This window comes from Vibrio sp. G-C-1, assembly GCF_021728015.1.
In the GTDB taxonomy this organism is placed as follows: Bacteria; Pseudomonadota; Gammaproteobacteria; order Enterobacterales; family Vibrionaceae; genus Vibrio; species Vibrio splendidus.
In genome coordinates, this window is record NZ_JAKKCR010000003.1 from 102,952 (window position 1) to 122,848 (window position 19,897).

Below are 19,897 nucleotides of genomic sequence, written 5' to 3' on the forward strand. Positions count from 1 at the left end.
CTATTAATGATTAGTGGTTTTTGTAACTCTAACCCAGGTATTTACTTGGGTTTTTTTATGCCTGCTACTTTTTGCTTTTTACTTTGTCCGGATGTTCGTTTTACCTGTCAGTTTTTGTGCTCATAGCTGCTTTAGCCATTAAAGTTTCGAGTCACTTCTCTCCCGAATCTCTCCTGCCTCATTCCTTTTACAGGAAGACATGAACGAGTCTCACAAATCAGACACTCAGTATAAGGGGCAGTTGCTCTATTGATATATTGCTAATATTTCAATGCGTGATACTTCAATGATTTGTATGCAACGATTAGCCTGATTGCACAGAAAATGTCTATAACGGCAGGCTACTGTTGATGCATCGTGAATAGCTATCACTCGTAGTTATTGGTTTGCTTGGAAGTATCTTTCGATTCAAAGATAAGGGGGAATCGGATGTTGAGGTTAGAATTCTCTACTAGAAGGAGCACAGCCAAGATGCTGCAACAGAACATAGATGCTTTCTTGATCGAGTGCCACACGGCGAAATAGATCCGCAAACGTCTGGTCACCACCAAAACAAGTTTGGATGTAGTGGTTAATTTCGTTGCTGTCGTAGCCTTCGACGTACAAAGTTCTAACCCATTGGTACTCAACCGCCTTTAAATTGTTCAATGTAGATTCGCTAAGAGTGGGACGTGTGACGCTCAAGAGTGGCTCCAGGAAATTCAAATACATCCATTATGATTGGCGGTATTTAAACAGAGCAAAATGACGACTTTATTACAGTCAAAATAAATCCGCGAACAAGTGCCGATTCATTTCAACCTTTGGCTGGGCATCACGCTCTCATAGGTCGTATTAGATCTACTGAGGCTTTGCTTGCAAAGATCGAGGGTATTAGATCAACCAATGCCAAGCAGGTGCTTGGCATTGTAATATGGTTTTGTAGCGTAGCGTGGTTGGTAAAGTTTACTTAAGGTACTTAACGTGTGCTTCCATCTCTTCACCGATCTGTTTTCGCATGTTCATTAGGCGAATAGCCGAATCTCTTAATTCGATGTCTTCTGGTGTTTCTGGCACCCACTCTGGCACCTTAGTCGGGTTACCATTTTCATCAACAGCGACCATAATAACGATACAGTGAGTCGTTAGGCGGTTGTTGAGTTCTTTAGGGTCGCTGGCTTGAACGTCGATAGCGATGTGCATAGAAGATGAACCGGTATAGATGACCTTCGCACTTACCTCTACAAGGTTGCCAACATGGATCGGAGCTACGAATCGAATCCCCCCTGCGTAAGCGGTAATACAATATTTACCACTCCACCCAGCAGAACAAGCGTAGGCTGCTAAATCGATCCACTTCATTGCTGCACCACCATGAACTTTACCACCAAAGTTCACATCCCCAGGTTCAGCTAAAAAACGCAGAGTAACGTCTCGTTTACCATCTGGTCGGTTATTGTTACTGCTCATCTATCTTCCTTCATTATTATTGTGCTGTATAACATGCTTGTTACTTGCTAATAACAATATACTTAAGATGACATAAATTAAAGCGGTGTTTCTCACGATTAAGACTATTTTTTAAAACGGGTGACGAACGGATGAATATTGATGTTTAAAGGCGGTAGAGGCGAGTGGCTAACGCGGATGAAGCAAGATTGAGCAAGTGCCTAGCCACATTGACTAAGAACCAATAAATGTTGAGCTGACAGCTAGAAAGGCAGATTGCAAAAAAAACACCTAGCGTAATGCTAGGTGTTTCTAAGCCGTTTGGTACTCATTGCGGTACCTTATTTTGTTTTAGCCAACTAACCGCTGTTTATCTGGTTTAGTTAAATTATTTTAGTCTTTTTACCACTAAAGTGGTAGTTAAAAGTATTTGTTATTCAGCTCATTTTTACTCTTGAATAAAGTATAGATCCTTCGCGTAGATATTTCCTTTCGGATTATTGTTAGGGAAGCCTTTGAGAGTATTTCGCACTAATCGGGTGTGATTGTAATGATATAAAGGCATAACTGCTGCAGATTCGTTAAGTAGCGATTCAGCCTGCTGGTATAAAGTAAAGCGTTTAGACTGATCTTCCGTTTTACTCGCTTGCTGTAAGAGCTCATCGTAATCGGGATTGCAGTAGCCACTCTCATTTGCTGAGTGATCACAAGTGAAGGCCTCTAACAGTGCAGAAGGCTCTGGGTAGTCACCAAATGCCCATGAGCGTGCAACTTGATAGTCACCAGCGCCTTTTGCCGCAACATACGCTTTCCACTCCATGTTTTCCAATTCTACCTTCACACCCAGCGGCTTCCACATCGATGCAATTGCTATAGCTATCTTTTTGTGATTCTCACTGGTGTTATAAGTCAGTGTGAATCTGAGTGGGTTGCTCTCGTTGTATCCAGCGTCAGCAAGTAGTGTTTTGGCTTTTGTTAAACGCTGCGTGCTGTCTAAAGAATTGAATTCGGACAAAGGCGCTGTGTAGTCAGGAATATTATTCGGCGTCACGCTGTATGCTTCTGGCTCACCTTGACCTGTAACTTTCTCGACCAGAATCTCACGATTGACGGCCATGCTCAGTGCTTGGCGTACTCTTACGTCATCAAACGGTGCTTGACGTGTATTGAATGAATAAACGTAAGAACCCAGTAGAGCTTGCGCTTTGATCTGTTCAGGGCTTTCTTGGATTAATTTCTGGTAGTACTCAAGCTGAACGCGATTGGTCATATCAATTTCACCAGCTTGGTAACGAATCAGCTCAGCATTTTGAGACGATAAGCCTAAATAGGTCACCTTGTTGATGACTGTCGATGTGTCATCCCAATAGTTTGGGTTTCTCTCGACTTCAACGTATTCGTTGGGTACCCATTTGCTCAAAGTGTAAGCACCGTTGGTCGCGATATTTTCTGCGCGAGTCCATTGGTCGCCTTTCTCTTGAACCAACTTAGCGGGTAGAGGGAAAAAGGTCTTGATGCTCATTAAACTCATAAAGTAGGGCGTAGGTTTTGAAAGTGAAATCTCAACCGTGTGCTCATCTAATGCTTTGATGCCAAGCTCAGAGGGATTTTTGTCTCCTGATAGAATCTCGCTAGCGTTCACGATGTTAGCCGTCGAAAAAACAAAACCCGTGTTGTTACCTGTTTTAGGAGACACAGCGCGCTGCCAGCCAAAGACAAAATCGGATGCTGTGACTGGCTCACCATTCGACCACTTGAGGTTATCTTTCAATACAAACGTCACGGTTTTGCCGTCTTTGCTGATAGACCACTCTTTGGCTTGCCCTGGGATGATCTGCCCGTCACTGTTCTCAATCACGAAGCCTTCAAACATATCATTGACGATAATGTCACCGGGCATGCCTGAATTTACGAAGCTAGGGTCTAGTGTGTTGGGCTCTGCGCCATTACCACGTACAAAATGTTGTTCCTCAGCTAATAGTTCTTCAGCTAATGGCACATCAGCAGGAACAGTGGCAGAAAAACTTGAAGCAGATGACAAAGCAAGCAGGGACGAGATGATCACAGGGAGCGTTGGTTGAGTCATTGTAATTCCTTTTACAACTTAAACAGTACTTAATACATTAAACCTGAGTCGGTAACATGTTGCAACCACAATGAACGCGTATTAAAAGCATTTGAAAGGCTTGTGAATAAAACAACAGTGCCTACTTCGGAAGTAGGCACTGTAAGAAAAGTGAGTTTGAATATTTACCCTAATGTGAGCGTGGGTAATGCGTTTAGCTTTGTTGAGGGAGAGGTGCCTCAAGCCTTGGTTTTCTTTTGATTTGAGCAAGGATGACACCGGAAATCACCATCACACCACCAATGATGTGGAACTGGTTAATCTCTTCGCCAAGCCATGTCGCGGCTAATACGATCGCAACAACCGGAAGCAAGTTCATGAACATCGCGCTTGAGTCAGCACCAATGGTGTCAATCGCCTTCACCCACATCCAAGGCGCTAAAATTGAAGCGGCAACTGCGGCGTAAGCTATCAATGGGATCGCTTGTTGCGGTGGTAATAGCTGTTCGCTGGTAAGCCAAAGTGGCGTAAGCATCGCGACAGCAAACAGACCCTGAATGTAAATCACCACCCAGCTACTGATTGGCATTTTCCAGCGTTTCAATAACACACAGTAAGAAGCATAAACAAAGGCTGCAATTAGCATATAGCCATCGCCTTGAGTCAATTCTTGATGCATGAAGAACAAAGGGTCGCCTTTACCTAACATAAGAGCTAAGCCTGACAGTGACAACACACCACCCACAATACTCAAACTAGAAATCGACTTGTGCAACAAAGGAACGCTTAGAAACACACTGATCAACGGGACTAAAGACGTGATCAAGGCCATGTTGGAAGCGGTTGTGGTTAAGCCCGCGTAGTAACCTAGAGATTGGTTCAACACCATGCCTAAAAAGCCGAGGAACGCTAATTTAGATAGGTTAGGCTTAATAACAGCCCACTGCTTCATCACTGGGCGAATGCAGAAAGGCGTGAGAATTAACATCGCAAAAAACCAGCGGTAAAAACTCATCGCGCTAGGTTCTATGGTGCTTGCAGCAAGCTTGTTGACGATTGCATTGGCGCCCCAGATACAGACTGTAAAAAATGGTAAGAGATAATGCATGTGAATTCCGTCGCAAATGAGTTGATGCGGCTAGTTTGACAGGTCGTTATACTTACAAGTATCTTTAGAAAGACATCAGGCGCGATAGGAAGACAAGTTTGAAAAAACACTCCAGAAACCTTCACCCATCCTTATCAATTGATAAGGCACCATCCAACGTATTTATGAATTTTGAAGCGTTTCTTTCGAACACTGAAACCCGAGTTCATAGCCACTCATGGGGACAGGTTCAATTGATCAGTGGCGGTATATTAGAGATGGAAGCGGAAAGCACCCGATTTCTAGCGCCGCCACATTTAGCGATTTGGGTACCAGCCGGGGTGATGCATTGCAGTTATAACCGTAAGCCTTTGGACTACTGCTCGCTAAATATCGCCCCAGAACTCACGCAACACCTGCCAGATAAAACCAGCCTTATAAAGATCACGCCGATTGTGTCTTCTATCATCGATGATTTTCGCGATCGTGGGATAAATGTTGCGGAAACAGAGCAAGACCAAAGGCTCGTTCAGGTACTGCTTGACCAACTTGCGCAGCGTGAGGTTGAACACCACTTCTTGCCTTCGACCGACAATAAGTACCTCGCGCCTATATTGGCTTCTGTTGAAGAAAACCCAACCGACGAAGTGACACTGAAAGATTGGGCTGAACGTGTTCACACCACGGAAAGAACTCTTTCTCGCCACTGCCAGACGGAGCTCGGTATGAGCTTTACCGAGTGGCGATTGCGTGTCCGCTATCTGTACTCGATGGACTTGTTAAGAAACGGCCAATCGGTCAAAGAGGTCGCTCTTACATTGGGCTATAACCAAGCAAGCCCATTTATCACCATGTTCAAACGTTACGCGAACCAAACGCCAGAACAGTATAAGAACCGTTTGTTGTAGCTCGATCTTGTTGCCAAAAGAACGGATGTTTTCGCTAATTAGTGAGTAGAGAGAACATAAGTGAATAGATACACTATAAGTGAATACGTGCAGTATGAGCTTATGGAATCGCCCCTAATAGCCCATATATTTCGCCCTGTTGTTCGGTGACATCCTCATAATGTTGGTTCAATAGAGCACTGTTGCTGCCGACCTTGAACAGTATGTACGTTTCTCCATCGACCTCGAACCAATTGAACGTTCCATGCTGGTTATACGTGGTCATTGTTTTGTTTATCTTCATGAGATATACATCAGCAGCGCAAGACATGTAGACGTACATAAGCCAAAGAAAGAAAAGAAAAACCACGAGCCTAATACTGTCTTTTCTTTTCCTACCTCTTCATTACCTTGCTGCCAACCAAGTTCACGAACCTGAGCCTTTGTAAGGTTTAAGTCTAGTCTTTCTATGTATCTGTTGAGTTCGTCATTGTGTACTGAGCTAATCATGTTCTATCTCCCCTAATCATATGATTGGTATTTTAGGGGAGCTCAATGTTTGGTTAAATTAGATATTTTGTAACAAGCGTTTAGATAAATAGAACATGATGAATGGCAAAAAGCCTCCGTGGTAGAGGCTTTGGTTAAAAGTGGTTTAGTTGATGGTTATCGCGATGTATTTGTTGTCAGATTCCACCTTTATTAATACACGACTTAATACCCAGTCAACTCCATATAGCCAGATCCAGAATGCGAACCTTTAATTATGATTGGCCCCTCCCAATAGGGAACCGACAGCGGCATTTTGGCATTTGGATTGAGTGCCGAGACGGTCAGTTCGATTTGTTGAGTTGGAATCGAAACTTGCCACTCTGTTGGGTAGTCACGTCCATCGATTTCCGTTTGCATGATGGCTGTTAAGCTGATGTCTTGCTGCTTAATCGTGATGCCGGAGCCATCTTGATTCATCAACCTTGCATGGGAATAATTGGCTTTGCCTGTTGTTGAGTTTCGAAGTTGAAATACCACCAAGCTGGTTTCATCACTCAGCCTCAGCGCAAACCAATCCCAACCTTGTTGCGAGTCGAGTAAAAACTGAGAGCTCCATTCTCTGTCTATCCAACCTTTGCCAGAAACCAGATGGGTTACTCCATCAATAGTTACCTCGCCCGATACATTAATGAATGGTTGGCTGTAGTAGTAGGAAGCCACTTTGCCATCGCTATTTTTAGTGCTGTAGCCTTGTTCGCCTTGTTTTTGATAAGGCGCGTTGCTGGTTAACTTAAGCGAGTAGCCAAACTGTTCAGAATTAGCGTTCAAGGTTGCGGGGAATAGATCATCGCTTGAAGAGTTCCATTGCCAATCATCAAGGTAGACACGTAATGGGGAAGCATCGACGCCTGCCAGTTCTGCTTGGTCACGTGACCATTTTTCATCGGCATAGTGTTTGTCTTTAGTGGTGACAGCACTGTGCGCCATGTAGATTTGCTGGCTTTGCCACGTGGTTTTCTTAGGCTGCTTGGCTTGATTGTCGTTTTCTTGTGGGGCAGAGGCGAAGCGGAACTGTGTCCACTGCAGGCCTAACGCATTGCCTTCTTCATCAATTAAGTTTGCGGTTAAATACCACCATTCATGACGAAAATCAGGGTGTGCTTGATGGTCGGCAGGGAAAGTGATGTCGATACCTTTTACTACCGGAGAAAATTGCGCTTGATCGATTGCCGTTTCATTCTCGGTTTGTGTTTCAGTACCGAGTATCGAACCCATATTTTGAGCTGATGGTTGAGTGGACTCCTCGCATCCTAAAAGAAACAAGACGGCAAGCGTGAGAACAAAAACGCTTATTGCTCGATTCATCACAACACTTCGCTTTGCAAACTGGATACCACGGGTTTACTGACCAAACGCCACAGTGGAATCAAGGTCGCAATCACCGCCACTAAAATGGTGATGGCTGCGATGCTGAGTGCATCACTCCAATTCCACATATAATTTAAACTCCAACCAAAGGCGCGCAGGGTAACGATGTCCGTCAACACATAACCGACCATAGCGCCGAGTGGTAAAGCGATAACCAGAGTGAAGGCGACCAGAACTACGATTTGCCCGACCACCATCGCCATCAATTTTCGCTGACTAACACCGAGCGCGTACAACCTTGCAATAGCGGCTTTGCGTGCATCGAGCAACATGAAACAGGCGCAGAACAACCCTATCACCGCCACCATTAAAGTGACGCCATTAAGCGCCCGAGTGATAGCAAAGGTTTGTGAGAAGATATCTAAAGCGATCGATTTGATCTGTGCTTGATCGTAAAGCTGACTTGGGTGCAGATTGAGTTGTTGGCGTAGCTGTTCGTACACCACTTGTGGGTCGCCAGAAACTTTGATTCCCAAGCTGGTGGGTAAGTCAGTAAATCCGCTTTCGAGCCATAAATTAGGTGCAAGCAACACTTCGCCATTCGGTGAGCCGTAATCATGGAAAATCGCCCCGACGATGAGTGTTTTGTCTTGGATCGCGTCGAGCTTGAGTTGGCTTCCAAGGGACAAGCCGAGCTTCACCGCCGTAGGTTCGCTGATTGCCACGAACTCACCTTGGTAAAAGCGCGTCCAGAAGTCATCACGGTAGGATTGGAACACCATGGTTTGCTCAAGTGTGTCTTTGTCTTTGGTACCGAGCAAAGTCGGTAAGCCCTGCAAGTTATCATCGACGTAGTATTGCTTATAAACGGTTTCAACATTTTCAAACTGCTCTAACGCACGTTCGACATTCGCGATTTCACCTTGGGCAGGGCTAACGTAAATGTCTGCGTGTAAGCGCTGTTCAAGCCATTGCTTTAACGTGGATTCAAAGCTGCCGACTAAGGTATTCATTCCTACATTGGCGGTGACGGCGAGAAGCAATGCCATCATGGCAAGGGAGAGAGGGGAGATAAGTTCACGCAGCTCAGCAAACAGATATTGTATTAACCCCGATTGGGTGCGTTTTTCGCTCCAGTTCGCTAGCACGCTGAGTGTTTTGGGCAAATACAAAGGAATCGACACCACTAACACACCGAGCCATGCCATGGTGAAGCGATGATGTTCGCTCAGCCATAACCCTGCTAACGCGACAATGGTTAATACTGACCCTATAACAAACAGCTGATTTTCGTTAGACGCTTCCGGCGCTTGATAGAAACCGCCATGGGAAGAGAGGGGTTGTCGCACGCGCTGTTTAAAGTGCTGCCAACACGCGACAAGCGTTGCGGCCAGCGTGAGTAGCAGTGCCTGCACTAACCATTGCCACTGCCATGTGCCGGGAAGCAGTGTTGCACCATAAAGTTGTTCAAGCGTTATCGCGACGGTTGGGTGTAGCCAATGGCTGAGTTGAATGCCGAGAATGAAACCAAGCGACGCGCCCATTGTGACTAAAAGAACCAGCTCGACTAGCAGAGCTGAAAATACGATGCTTGGCGCAATCCCAGCTTGTTGAATTTGCACCAACAGCCGATTACGTTTTAGCAAACTGTACTTCACGCCATTGTAAGCGATGAACAGGCCAACCAAAAACGCCAACAAACTCATGGCGGTGAGGTTGAGGTGAAAGCTATCGGTAATTGAACCGAGATCCGTGCTTTGGTTGTTGGAAATCCATTGTCCCTGTTTGCCGATAAGGCTTCGCCACTTATCCTGAGTATTGCTGTTCGTGTCGCTCTTGGTGTCAAAAATAGCGATATAGCTCAGTTGCCCTTGCTTGTTAAGCAGTTGCTGAGCGAATCCAATGTCCATCAACATTCGGCTACCCAGTTGCCATTCATCTGGCAGTACCACAACCTTGGTGAGTACTTCATCCAAAGTGAGCGTGTCCACTTCGTCCAAACTCTGGTGCTGAGATTGGCTCATCATCACAATGGGTTCACCCGCTAAGAGTTGCGGCAAAGGTAAGGCATTGTCGAACAGGGAAATGTTTGGCTCTTTGGCTTGAGTATTGCTTTTTTCGTCGATGCGAGCGTGGCGAGCTCTTGAAGTGAGGGCGGCGATTAGCTCACTGCCTTGAACTGACCAGCGTCGACCTTGCTCGTCTCTTACTCGCCCTTCTATAACAGGCAGCGCTGCGCTTAGTCCACTTTGTCTTAAGCTGAAGTAGAGCGATTCTGGCAAATAGTTTTGCCCTGCCGGTGGAATGATAAGGTTATGCGCTTGAGCGCTAAGTTGCTCGGTCGATTCTGCATAACTGCGCTTGGCATTGAGGTTGATGGCTTGCACTGCGACAAACAAGGTGACCGCTAACACAATGCCGATCAGAATCGCTGCGGCTTGCAGTGGCGATTGGCGATAGTGTGCCGCGAATAGGTTCAGAGTCAGTTTGGTATGGGTGAGCTGGTTCTGAGCGAAACCAGTTTGCTTCATTGGATTACTCACAACGCTGCCGCTCTTGGGGTTAGATCGGCGTTCCTTAAACAACCATCATCTAACACCAATTTTGTCTGCATAAAGCTGGCGCATTCTGGGCTGTGCGTAACCAAAAGCACGGCAGTGTTGCCTTGTGTAGTGATTTCACTCAGCAGCTTCATTACCTCAATGCCTGCTTTGTGGTCGAGGTTGCCTGTGGGTTCATCGGCAAGCAGTAGTTTGGGTTTATGGGCAAGCGCACGCGCTATTGCCACCCGTTGTTGCTGACCGCCAGAGAGTGCGGATACGTGTCTTTCGAGTAGCTCACTGATGCCCAATGCATCAACTAAATAATCGCACCAGTCGCTCCATTTCTGTTGATTTAAATGAAGAGGGAAGGCGATGTTTTGTTTTACGTTGAGTGGGGTCAATAAGTTGAACTGTTGAAAGATAACGCCCAATTTTTGATGACGAAATCGGCTCCATTGTGGATCTTTCCAATTTGATGTGTTCTCGCCATCAAGCCACAATTCTCCACCGGATAGAGGTTCAAAGCCCGCGATTAGGTTGAGTAAAGTACTCTTTCCACTGCCACTCGCCCCTGTCAAAGCCACGCTTGCCCCTGTCGCCAAAGCGAAATCGACATTGTCCAGCACGTGATGGGTATCTTTACCATCAACAAAGCTTTTTCTGGCATGTGTGAGTGTGACAATTGGGCTTTCCATTTCCTTTCCTTATAACCAAAACTTACCATCAAAAGGTGTCGTTACTTGTGGCAATTATTGAAGCGACAAGCTCTATAAAACTGTAGACAACAATTTGAAAAAGAAAGCGATTTACATCGAATTATTAATAACTTGTACTTCGAAAAGAGGGAAATAGATCAGTGTGAGGAGGAATACGGATGTTAGTGGGAGCTATGAGTCACCGAGGAGGCTTTGAATTTTTCGTCAAATGGTTCGTGGCAACGTTTAAGTGAGATAAATCATGGCTCAAATTATTAAACGTTTTATTTATGAAAGTGGTGAGGGTTAGTGCTGTTTTGCTAGCTTGTTTCTGCCCCATTCCGAGTTTCAGCCACTTTTAAAATTAGTTATAAAATCTAACGTACATGCTTTGCACTAGGTAAGAGCTGAGGCTATTCCTACAAACACTTTGCGATCTTCCTAACTATTGTGCTGAGTTGCACCTCAACATACTGAATCAGTTAGAAACATTACCGTTAAATTTGTTTCTTAGAGTGAAACTCCTGACCTGTGGACTTTAGTGTCTGACCCCATTTATATTGACCTACAAGCTTGTCAACAGAAATTAGGGTATGTTTTATGACCTTCTTAAGGTGTTTTGAATCATTCCTATGAACGATATACCTGTTGCTTCTTCCTTTATTGTCTGTACCAACGCCAACAAAGTTACAGCGGTCTTTGATTTTAATTTTTTGTGACCTGATACCACTGATAGCTTCAAGTAATGCTTTGTATGAGTATGCTGGTAGTTTGATGTCATATTTATAACCTCTGCATTTAAAAACCAACATTGAATCTCGATACTGTGCGAATTTTTTAAGTTCGATTGTATCGTTGAAACAAGTAGGAAAGACTCTTAGGGGAGCTTTCGCAAAGTCCCAACTTGCTGTTACTTCAATAATCGAATTTGAGCGTTCTACCAATAAAAGCACTTGAATCAAGGTGCGAGCTATCTTTATCTGGCTGATCTCTTTAAAGTTAATATCTTTCAGGTTTCGATAAGAGTCATAGGGTAAAGGGTATGCTCTTACTGAGAACGACTTAGTATGGTCAATCTTTTTACATGTAAAAACCTTTAATATTTTTTTGGAATTAATAAATTTTGAAGGCCATGAGTACAAGTTTTTATACTTGGTGCTTGAATCGAAAAAGCAATCCTCAACACAGCGTGCTTTGCTTAACAAGCTTAATGCTTGTGAGGCTGTAATAATCGTATCTTCCATGCTATTTTCCACTGTAGTTCTCGCATAATAGTTTGACTTGATGTGGTGATTCTGGCTCACCAACAGGACAAGAAAAGGGACAATCCACTGAAATATGTATGATCCAGCTTCAAACGCAGGTCTGATGTTTAATCAGCTTCCAAAATTGACCTTAACGTCAAGTAATATTATTTCTTCCAATTCAGATCTTTTGGTGAAAGTGGCGAGGGGGTTGAGGAATGACTCAAATATTACCCATGATCATCAGTTTTTCAGAAAGTTTAGAGCTGGTGATTGTAATCTCCAGATGTTTGCGGATTACTTTGGAAATGAGTTTTTGCAAGATATTCAAAATGAAATCAAGGACAAAGACCCTAAGCACCTTGGTGCTTGGTTTCAGGTCAAGCAATTGGTGAGAGGCTTTAGAATAAACTTAGATCCCCAAGATGAACTTGCTAATTACTGGGGATTTTTGATAGCTCATACCGAAGTAGAGTACTGCTTTATAAAGCAAAACTATGGGAGTGATGATTTAACGGCTTTGTCTGGTTATCTACGTGAATGGCTTCTGGTTGACGACTGGCCATTAACCAATGCAACTACTAGCCAAAATACTCAGTATATCATTCATATGGTTATGTATTGGGCAGCTTTGTATGAGCTGTTCCTTGAAGAGCACTTCATTACTAAAGATTATTCGATTCTAAGTAAATGTTTACCTACTCTTGATGCAAAAACAGAGTCGAGTCTTGTTTTGTCTTCAGGTGTTATGTTGAGCAATGTGAAGAAAGGCTGGGCTAGTGAAAAGTATGTTAAAGCGGACATAAAGTGGACTGAACTCTATCGAGATGTAATCACAGCTCAGTTAAAAGATCCCGATCTAGCAGTCAGGATGTCAAATGTTCATGAACTGAGCCACGTTGATCCTGACTTGAAAGCAATTAAAAAAAGATTTGATAGATGGCGCAAAGGCTCCTTGATGACAATTGATGATGTTAGAGCCAATATCGCTATACTTCGTATACCGTATCAAAGTAGCCAAGCAATGCTATCTAGCGATATTATTATATTCGTTAACATGTTTACTTACATTCAGAAAGAGCTGATAAAAAATGGAGTCGCGGAGACGTTGATTGTCGATACTTTCAGAGGCTATTCTAGGATTAAGAAGTTAGTAGCTAAACGTTATTCAGCGTTCCAAGAAACAAATATTTTGACCGCTTGAGCCAATACAGTAGATTTAGGTGCCAATGACGACTGCGGATTAACCTTAGCCTACTTAAGTATAAATACTTTTCTTAATCCGAGCCACCTGAGCTAGAGCAAAGTTTCTAACTCACTAATGTCCAACTATGAGTTGGCCTTTGCAGCTCATTCACCAATATCAACCGTTTTACTCAGTACAGATGTAATGTTGGAAGATGGGAACGACAACGACCTAACCACGCTCTAAGCGTCGTTAAGTCGTTATTGGTTTGAGGTCAGGCTTAATTGAGCGCTTTGATCAGAGTGATTTCGCGTTTGATTTGCTTACTCTCTTGCTCAGTCGCCTGCGCCAGTTTCTTTTCGCGTGTGGTTATGGCTGTTTGTTTGGCTTCGTCAGATTTGAACATCAGTTCTTTTACGTTGATAGAAGCGATGTTTGTGTAGCGGCCATCGTCACTGGTCGGGATTGATATAGTTTCATCATTAATCAATGACTTTACGATCTCTCGCTGTTCATTGTAACGACTCTCTAAACCAGAAAGTGCCCATCGTTGTTGAGGCTTACCCTCATACTGGCCGTTCTTTTCTTCTTTAAGATACTTGATAGTCATGTTACGAATCGTGCCTGCTTCTTCTCCATACTCTGCTTCCGTATCAAAGAGTACAGGGAATGATTCACCTTCTAGCACGCCGCCTTTCTTGGTTAGATGACCCATTCGATAGCTATTCATACCAATACGGATCTCTGTTTGATCAGTAACCGGTGTGCCATCAGCAAACGCGAGGTTGGTGATGCGTGTACCTGCAGGCTGAGTGAGGTCGATGGTATAAGTCACGCCCGCAAAGAAGTCATTGGTTGAGTATTTTGAAGCTCTGCGCTCAGGGTTAAAGCTGTAGGTTACATCGCCAGGTTGTACTGAGTTGAAGTAGCCCGCAGACCATTCCATGTAGGTTCTTAACTCTTTGCCTGTCATCTGGTAGACAGTGATTTCGCCACCTGCGTATTGGTAGTTGTACGCGATGTCTTTGGCTTTGATTGGGCCAACATCGAGCTCTGCATTGTCGTTGTCTATTTGAAGTGCGATGACATTGGCTTTGGGTGCATAGAAGAAGCTCGCTTCTTGGTATAGCGCACTGATGCCTGTGTCTTGAACGTGGACTTGAGGGATGCCGCGGATTTCGTTTTCTGGGACTAAATCAACGCCGGTAAGCTGAGCGACAGGTCGATTCGCCATTTCTCTGAGTTGTTTGTGATAAGGCTGGTATAGCTCGTCCATATTTTCATCAGAGTCGATACCTTTAATTTTATAGGTGAAACTGTCTTTGTTGACGAGAGTGAATGTGCCATCGCGTTCTTCAAATTGAAGATCAATACGAGATAAGGCGCGGCCATATTTGTCGGGTTCAGTAATGATAACGCCATTCACAACGGCTTTATCAATGCGAGTGTGCATGTGACCAGCGACGATGGCATCAAGCTCTGGGTTTGCATTGGCAATGTCGGTGACACCGGTGTCAGCAATGTCATTCTCGTTTTCAATCCCCATATGGGCAACCAATATGATGGCATCCACTTGATCATCAATCTCTTTGACGATTTTTTTCACTTCCAAGGTTGGGTTAGTGAAAGTGACGCCTTCTAAACGGTTGGTGCCTTGCGCAAAGACCTCCGTCATTGGGGTATCCATTCCGATCACGCCGATCTTAATGCCACCGCGTTCTAGAATGGTGTAACCCGGTAAGAATGGATTTCCGTTTTTGTTCTTGATGTTGCCGCCGAGAGACTGCCCTTTAAATTGGGTAACGGCTCTGTTGAGCGTTTTAAGGCCAAAGTCGAATTCGTGGTTACCTAAAACCCATACATCGTATTTCATGTGATTAAAGCCAAGCATCATTGGATCAACAGGCTCGTCTTTGAAGGTTTCTACGAAGTTGCCTTGGATGGTGTCGCCAGCATCGACAAGGATAATGTTAGATTGCTCTTTGCGGATCTCACCAACTTTGGTCGCGATTTGACTCAAACTACCACGAGTATTGAGTTTATCTGCCGCGTAATCCCACGCCATAAAATGACCATGAATATCTGAAGTACCCAGTATCGTGACATCGTGTATGTCGCCATCAGCTGCAAAGGTGGGAAAGGCTAGAGAGAGTAGGATGGCGCTTGATAGTATGTGTCTTTTCATCAGTATGTTCGCATCGTGGTTTTAAGTATGACGCTACCATATAGAATCGAGATTACCTTATGGGTGATCAGTGTCATATTTATAGTGATATAACTTACTGATGTTTCAAATAAATGTGATTCATGACCATCTCGTAACCACTTAAGTTATGGAGAAACGCATTACAACTCTTTACTGCGTTCTCAATACTCAATTCCTTGAATCAAACTTTCTCAGTGAATCAATTTTCGTAAGTACTTCTGTCTTTGTTCAAGGTGATTGGGTTGTCCTGCCATTTCCAATGCTTCTTAGCGCGGTCTTAATATTTCTATTATTAACTATGCCTTTAATTTATTGTTATGTTATAACATAACAATAAATGCTATTTTTGGATGTTCGGTGGGAAATTGAATAAACCTGTATTGTCTGTGCGCGGGCTCTGCGCTAATGGCTTGGCTAACTGGAGAGCCGTCTCCGACGTGACATTTGATGTGAACGACGGTGAATGCGTTGCCATCATTGGGCCTAATGGAAGTGGAAAGTCCAGTTTGCTGAAAGGCATTACAGGCGAATACAAAACCGTCGCGGGTGAGTTGATGTTGTCTGGCATTGCACTTGGAAGCCTTGAGCGGCAGCAGATAGCCAAGCATGTCGCGGTGGTTACTCAGCATGAGCATGTTGATCCTCGTTTGAGCGTTGCTGAGTATGTTGGCTTAGGCCGCACTCCTCATACGTTTTGTTGTAGTGCAAAAGAGCACAAACGAGCGGTTCAGCAGGCGATGCAAGATGTTGGTCTTGTTCACAAAAGCCAGCGGTGCTTTGGTGAGCTATCCGGTGGTGAACAGCAACGTGCAAGTATTGCTCGCGCCTTCGCACAAGAGCCGAGGCTTTTACTCTTAGATGAGCCTACAAACCACCTTGATCCTCTCGCTCGTCTTGAACTTCTGAGCCTAATTAAACAACGTGGCATTGCGTCTGTCGTGGTGCTGCACGATTTACCTTTGGTAGCGCCATTCGCCGACAAAGTCTTGTTGATGTCACACCAAAAGATGGTGGCGTTCTCAGCCCCAGATACCGTGATGCAAGACCGATACATGATCCCTGTTTTTGGATTGCGCGTTCTCACGTTCAATCATCCTAATCTATGCAGCACCATCCATCATTTTGAAGCTGCATCAACTTACTCAACTCACTTAACTCTCTCTAATCACTCTTTAATAGGAGCAGCCCAATGAAGTGGCCTGTAATTTCCAGTCTTTTGTTTCTTTTACCTTTCTCTTTTGCGCATGCGACAAGCACTCAATACCCAGTGACGGTTGATAACTGTGGGAGCCCACTGACCATTGAAAAGCGGCCCTCGCGTGTGGTTGTACACGACATCAATATGACCGAGATGGCGTTTGCTCTTGGTCTTCAAAAGGAGATGGTGGGCGTTACGGGCATTACTGGGTGGTACAAGATGTCGAGTTCGTTTGAAGAACGTTTAGGTGACATTCCTGAGCTCGCACCGAAGTATCCTTCATTAGAAACATTGATTGCTGCTGATGCTGACTTCTTTTTCGCTGGCTGGAATTACGGAATGAAAGTGGGCGGTGAAGTGACGCCTCAAACACTGAAGCCATATGGGATTGATACCTTAGTGCTCTCTGAGAGTTGCATTCATACCCAAGACCAAAAAGAAGGTGCGACAATGGATCTGCTTTATGGCGACATGCAAAAGCTAGGCGTTATTTTCGACAAGCAAGCAGAAGCCGAGGCTTTGGTAAGCAGCTGGAAAGAGAGAGTTGAAAAAGTAGCAGAAAAGCAGAAAGCATCAGGTAAGCCGAGTCCAAAAGTGTTCCTGTTTGATTCGGGTGAAGATAAGCCTTTCACCGCCGGTAAGTACGGAATGCCAAACGCAATGATTGAAGCTGCTGGTGGCCAAAATATCACTGGCAACATGGAAGCAAGCTGGGCAAGAACATCTTGGGAGAATGTCGCTCGTGAAAACCCAGATGTGATTATTCTTCTGGATTACCAATCGGCAAGTGGTGCCGATTCGTTGCAACGTTTCCTAGAAGCCCATCCGTTGATGAAATACACCAATGCGGTCACTTCTGGTCGTTATGTCAAACTGCGTTATGAGCAACTCACTCCTGGGCCTGACAATATCGATGCTATTGAGAAACTTGCAGAGGCGTTCGTTTCTGAGTGATCGGGAAGGTTGTTATATGAAAGCTTGTTATTGATAAGAGTAGTAGTCCTTTGATTTTATTTGATAAATATCGAGCAGCATGGCTAACAGGTATCACTGCCATGCTGCTCGCCTTCATGATGAGTTTACAATTTGGCTCAGTCCCTTTGTCTTTTAAGGAAGTGATTGTAGGGCTGAGCTCTTTCACTGATCCAACGCCGGATATGACCAGTCGAATACTGATCGATCTAAGGTTACCTAGAGCATTGTTAGCGGTTATCGCGGGTGCAGGGCTGGCGATGGTTGGAGCGTTGCTTCAAACCTCGACACGAAATGATCTGGCGGATCCGTTTCTGTTTGGCTTGTCATCTGGCGCGTCTGCTGGTGCGGTGTTGGTGATCACCAAAGTGGGAGACGCTCTGGGTGTTTGGTCACTGCCACTGGCTGCATTCTCGGGTGGTATTGTGTCGGCGACCGCTGTTCTGATTCTGTTTTCGATGCAGAAGAAAAAGGGCAATGACAACTTGATCTTGTGTGGTTTGGCGATCTCATTTCTATTCGGCGCCATCACGAGTTTTTTGATCTATTCAGGCGACCAGAGAGCGGCGAGTTCGATTTTGTTCTGGACGATGGGAGGCTTAGGGCTCGCACGTTGGGATAATTTGATTTTTGCCTTGGCGGGAGTGTTATGTCTGATTGCGTTAATTTTCAAGCGTTACCGGGAGCTCGATACTTTGTTGGTGAGTGAACAGACGACAAGCTCACTGGGGATCAACGTACACCGCCTACAAAGCGAGATTTTTCTCTGTTGTGCGTTTTGCACAGCGTCGATTGTATCGATGACCGGAGTGGTCGGCTTTATTGGCTTGATGGTACCCCACTTAGTACGACCATTTTCAGGTGTCACTCACAAGCGAGCTCTGCCTTTGGTTGCCTTATGGGGCGCGGTTCTTTTACTGTTTGGGGATGTGATTAGCCGAACCATATTAGCGCCACAAGAACTGCCAGTAGGTATTGTGACAGCAGCGCTTGGCGGGTTATTCGTTCTGTATCTTGTTTGGCGTAAATAGTGTGTGCTCAATTCCACCAAACTACACAGGCAGTAAGACGATCTTGCCCTCTAGGCGTGTGGTTTTCGATTCAATGAGATCAATCGCGGTTTGCACTTCATCGAATGGCAGATAGCGGTCAACGTCGAGCTGAATATCGTTTGTGATGAAGTGATCTAGCATAGTCGTGAACTTTTCACGGCGAACATCTTTACCTTCCGCTTCTTCCCAATAACGTAAGAAGAAGGTGCTGAAATCGATGTGTTGGCTTTTCGCGTACTCAAAGAAGCGTGGCTCGTAAAAATCCAACGACAGCGTCCCATAGTTGATAAAGCGCCCGTTGTTGCCAAGGGTGTGGATAAGATCGGTTCCGGGTGAGCCGCCAATCGCATCAAAGGCAACGGTTGGCATAGGCAAGTCTAACGCCTTAATTTGAGAAACTAGATCAGCGTTCGCATCTAATATCCAGTTGGTGGTAGTTGGGTATCGTTTCGGTTGTGATGTAACGATAATGATTTTGAAGCCGAGTGATACTGATAATTGCGAAAAGATCTTACCTATGGCTGAACTGCCAGCGTTGATGATCAACACATCTTCTTGGTTCAACTTGGTTACCTCTGTCGTTAGCACCCATGCGGTTAGCGCATTAATGTACAACTGACAGGCGTAACCATTTTCTAGATGCTGAGGAATTTGGAACAGATCATCTGGTGATACATCGACATAGTTCTGCCATGTTCCACTGGTTGCCACAAGCACACGCTGGTTTACTGCAAACTCAGCATTGCTGGATTCTATAACCCTTCCTACCGCTTCAAATCCCGGTACTCTCGGCGGCTGGTGGCTATGTTTGTATTGGCCCACACCATAAATCGACAACAGATCACTAGGGTTGATGTTAGTGGCTTCAATGTGTACGCGAACTTTATCTTTGTCTAGTGCCCCTAAAGCGACATGTTCTAACTTGAGAGATTCTTTTGGCTGACCGAAACGGAACTGGCTAATTCGGGTATTTTGCTTAGTGTCAGTCATAGTTCGGATACCTTTATGGGTTATGAGTACTGCATTGATTTTAAGTGTAGCGTGTTCATAAACAATCTTGGGTCGGTAATATTGCTCAACATCGATGTTGTTGGCAATCGATTGTTCAAATTGAAATTAGTTAACCAAAAGTTGACCAACACCTATCTACAATGATTCCTAGTTTAATAACTAGGAGTTAATAAAGATGAACGTGCCTGAAGTAATGTCTAAGTGGAAAACATTGCTGGCTCTGACCATGGCCTTGTTTGCTCTTAAGTTTGATCTACTTCTGATTTGGGGGCTATTTTGCTGGTTTTGGGGATGGGAAAATCTTCGCGCAAAAGAAGCCTTCTTTGTTGAACGTATTGAGCTAAAAGAACATCCAGTTTTGTTTACCTTAATCATCATCAGTTGGTTTGTGATGGGAGGGGTATATTTCTATATGGACAATAGAGTCTTTGAGTTTTTTAGCTCTTTGTAGCAAAGCAAAATT

Annotated in this window: 18 protein-coding genes; 6 read left to right on the plus strand and 12 right to left on the minus strand. The window is 44.6% G+C overall.

What is annotated here, in order from left to right; all coding sequences use genetic code 11:
• Positions 1-438: 438 nt before the first annotated feature.
• The 4 genes from L3V36_RS05850 to L3V36_RS05865 all read right to left on the minus strand — a co-directional run bounded on the left by L3V36_RS05850 (position 439) and on the right by L3V36_RS05865 (position 4,601).
• On the minus strand, positions 439-711 hold the full coding sequence (locus tag L3V36_RS05850; protein ID WP_017079795.1) for a hypothetical protein: 273 nt from the start codon (positions 709-711) through the stop codon (positions 439-441).
• A gap of 234 nt (positions 712-945) precedes the next feature.
• Positions 946-1,449: an acyl-CoA thioesterase gene (locus L3V36_RS05855; RefSeq protein ID WP_004732005.1), complete on the minus strand. Its 504-nt coding sequence runs from the start codon at positions 1,447-1,449 to the stop codon at positions 946-948.
• A gap of 427 nt (positions 1,450-1,876) precedes the next feature.
• Positions 1,877-3,514 carry a peptide ABC transporter substrate-binding protein gene (locus tag L3V36_RS05860; RefSeq protein WP_102446871.1) on the minus strand — a complete coding sequence of 546 codons (1,638 nt, stop codon included), beginning with the start codon at positions 3,512-3,514 and terminating at the stop codon, positions 1,877-1,879.
• A gap of 193 nt (positions 3,515-3,707) precedes the next feature.
• Entirely contained in the window at positions 3,708-4,601 is an 894-nt protein-coding gene (locus L3V36_RS05865; protein WP_004732002.1) for a DMT family transporter, read from the minus strand.
• A 98-nt stretch (positions 4,602-4,699) separates the two neighbouring features.
• Between L3V36_RS05865 and L3V36_RS05870 the strand changes: the two genes are divergently transcribed.
• Positions 4,700-5,488 carry a helix-turn-helix transcriptional regulator gene (locus tag L3V36_RS05870; RefSeq protein WP_012600208.1) on the plus strand — a complete coding sequence of 263 codons (789 nt, stop codon included), beginning with the start codon at positions 4,700-4,702 and terminating at the stop codon, positions 5,486-5,488.
• 100 nt (positions 5,489-5,588) lie between these two features.
• Here the strand turns inward: L3V36_RS05870 and L3V36_RS05875 are convergent, their stop codons facing one another.
• From L3V36_RS05875 to L3V36_RS05900, 6 genes are all read right to left on the minus strand, one after another.
• A complete protein-coding gene (locus tag L3V36_RS05875; RefSeq protein WP_017079799.1) occupies positions 5,589-5,771 on the minus strand; it encodes a hypothetical protein in 183 nt (60 codons plus the stop codon).
• A complete protein-coding gene (locus tag L3V36_RS05880; RefSeq protein WP_004731997.1) occupies positions 5,768-5,977 on the minus strand; it encodes a hypothetical protein in 210 nt (69 codons plus the stop codon). The genes L3V36_RS05875 and L3V36_RS05880 overlap by 4 nt, the downstream gene beginning before the upstream one ends.
• Positions 5,978-6,181: 204 nt before the next feature.
• Complete coding sequence (locus L3V36_RS05885; RefSeq protein ID WP_102446870.1) at positions 6,182-7,324, minus strand: lipocalin-like domain-containing protein; 1,143 nt, start codon at positions 7,322-7,324, stop codon at positions 6,182-6,184.
• Positions 7,324-9,858, minus strand: a complete 2,535-nt coding sequence (locus tag L3V36_RS05890) for an ABC transporter permease (RefSeq protein WP_208774640.1) — start codon at positions 9,856-9,858, stop codon at positions 7,324-7,326. Before L3V36_RS05890 ends, L3V36_RS05885 begins: the two co-directional genes overlap by 1 nt.
• Positions 9,859-9,866: 8 nt before the next feature.
• Entirely contained in the window at positions 9,867-10,565 is a 699-nt protein-coding gene (locus L3V36_RS05895) for an ABC transporter ATP-binding protein (protein ID WP_102446869.1), read from the minus strand.
• 497 nt (positions 10,566-11,062) lie between these two features.
• Complete coding sequence (locus L3V36_RS05900) at positions 11,063-11,809, minus strand: hypothetical protein (protein WP_208774642.1); 747 nt, start codon at positions 11,807-11,809, stop codon at positions 11,063-11,065.
• Between the two features lie 94 nt (positions 11,810-11,903).
• Between L3V36_RS05900 and L3V36_RS05905 the strand changes: the two genes are divergently transcribed.
• Positions 11,904-13,013 (plus strand): hypothetical protein, encoded by a 1,110-nt coding sequence (locus L3V36_RS05905; protein ID WP_102446867.1) that lies wholly within the window; start codon positions 11,904-11,906, stop codon positions 13,011-13,013.
• A gap of 262 nt (positions 13,014-13,275) precedes the next feature.
• Here the strand turns inward: L3V36_RS05905 and L3V36_RS05910 are convergent, their stop codons facing one another.
• On the minus strand, positions 13,276-15,180 hold the full coding sequence (locus L3V36_RS05910) for a bifunctional UDP-sugar hydrolase/5'-nucleotidase (protein WP_102446866.1): 1,905 nt from the start codon (positions 15,178-15,180) through the stop codon (positions 13,276-13,278).
• A 371-nt stretch (positions 15,181-15,551) separates the two neighbouring features.
• Here L3V36_RS05910 and L3V36_RS05915 point away from each other — a divergent pair, with 371 nt between their 5' ends.
• From L3V36_RS05915 to L3V36_RS05925, 3 genes are all read left to right on the plus strand, one after another.
• Complete coding sequence (locus L3V36_RS05915; RefSeq protein ID WP_208774643.1) at positions 15,552-16,394, plus strand: ABC transporter ATP-binding protein; 843 nt, start codon at positions 15,552-15,554, stop codon at positions 16,392-16,394.
• Complete coding sequence (locus L3V36_RS05920) at positions 16,391-17,353, plus strand: ABC transporter substrate-binding protein (RefSeq protein WP_102446865.1); 963 nt, start codon at positions 16,391-16,393, stop codon at positions 17,351-17,353. Before L3V36_RS05915 ends, L3V36_RS05920 begins: the two co-directional genes overlap by 4 nt.
• 101 nt (positions 17,354-17,454) lie before the next feature.
• A complete protein-coding gene (locus L3V36_RS05925; protein WP_017081412.1) occupies positions 17,455-18,402 on the plus strand; it encodes an iron ABC transporter permease in 948 nt (315 codons plus the stop codon).
• A gap of 21 nt (positions 18,403-18,423) precedes the next feature.
• Here the strand turns inward: L3V36_RS05925 and L3V36_RS05930 are convergent, their stop codons facing one another.
• Positions 18,424-19,413 (minus strand): zinc-dependent alcohol dehydrogenase family protein, encoded by a 990-nt coding sequence (locus L3V36_RS05930; RefSeq protein WP_102446864.1) that lies wholly within the window; start codon positions 19,411-19,413, stop codon positions 18,424-18,426.
• Positions 19,414-19,609: 196 nt separating this feature from the next.
• On the opposite strand from L3V36_RS05930, the gene L3V36_RS05935 reads away from it, so the two are divergent.
• Positions 19,610-19,885 carry a hypothetical protein gene (locus L3V36_RS05935; RefSeq protein ID WP_076649390.1) on the plus strand — a complete coding sequence of 92 codons (276 nt, stop codon included), beginning with the start codon at positions 19,610-19,612 and terminating at the stop codon, positions 19,883-19,885.
• Positions 19,886-19,897: the final 12 nt, after the last annotated feature.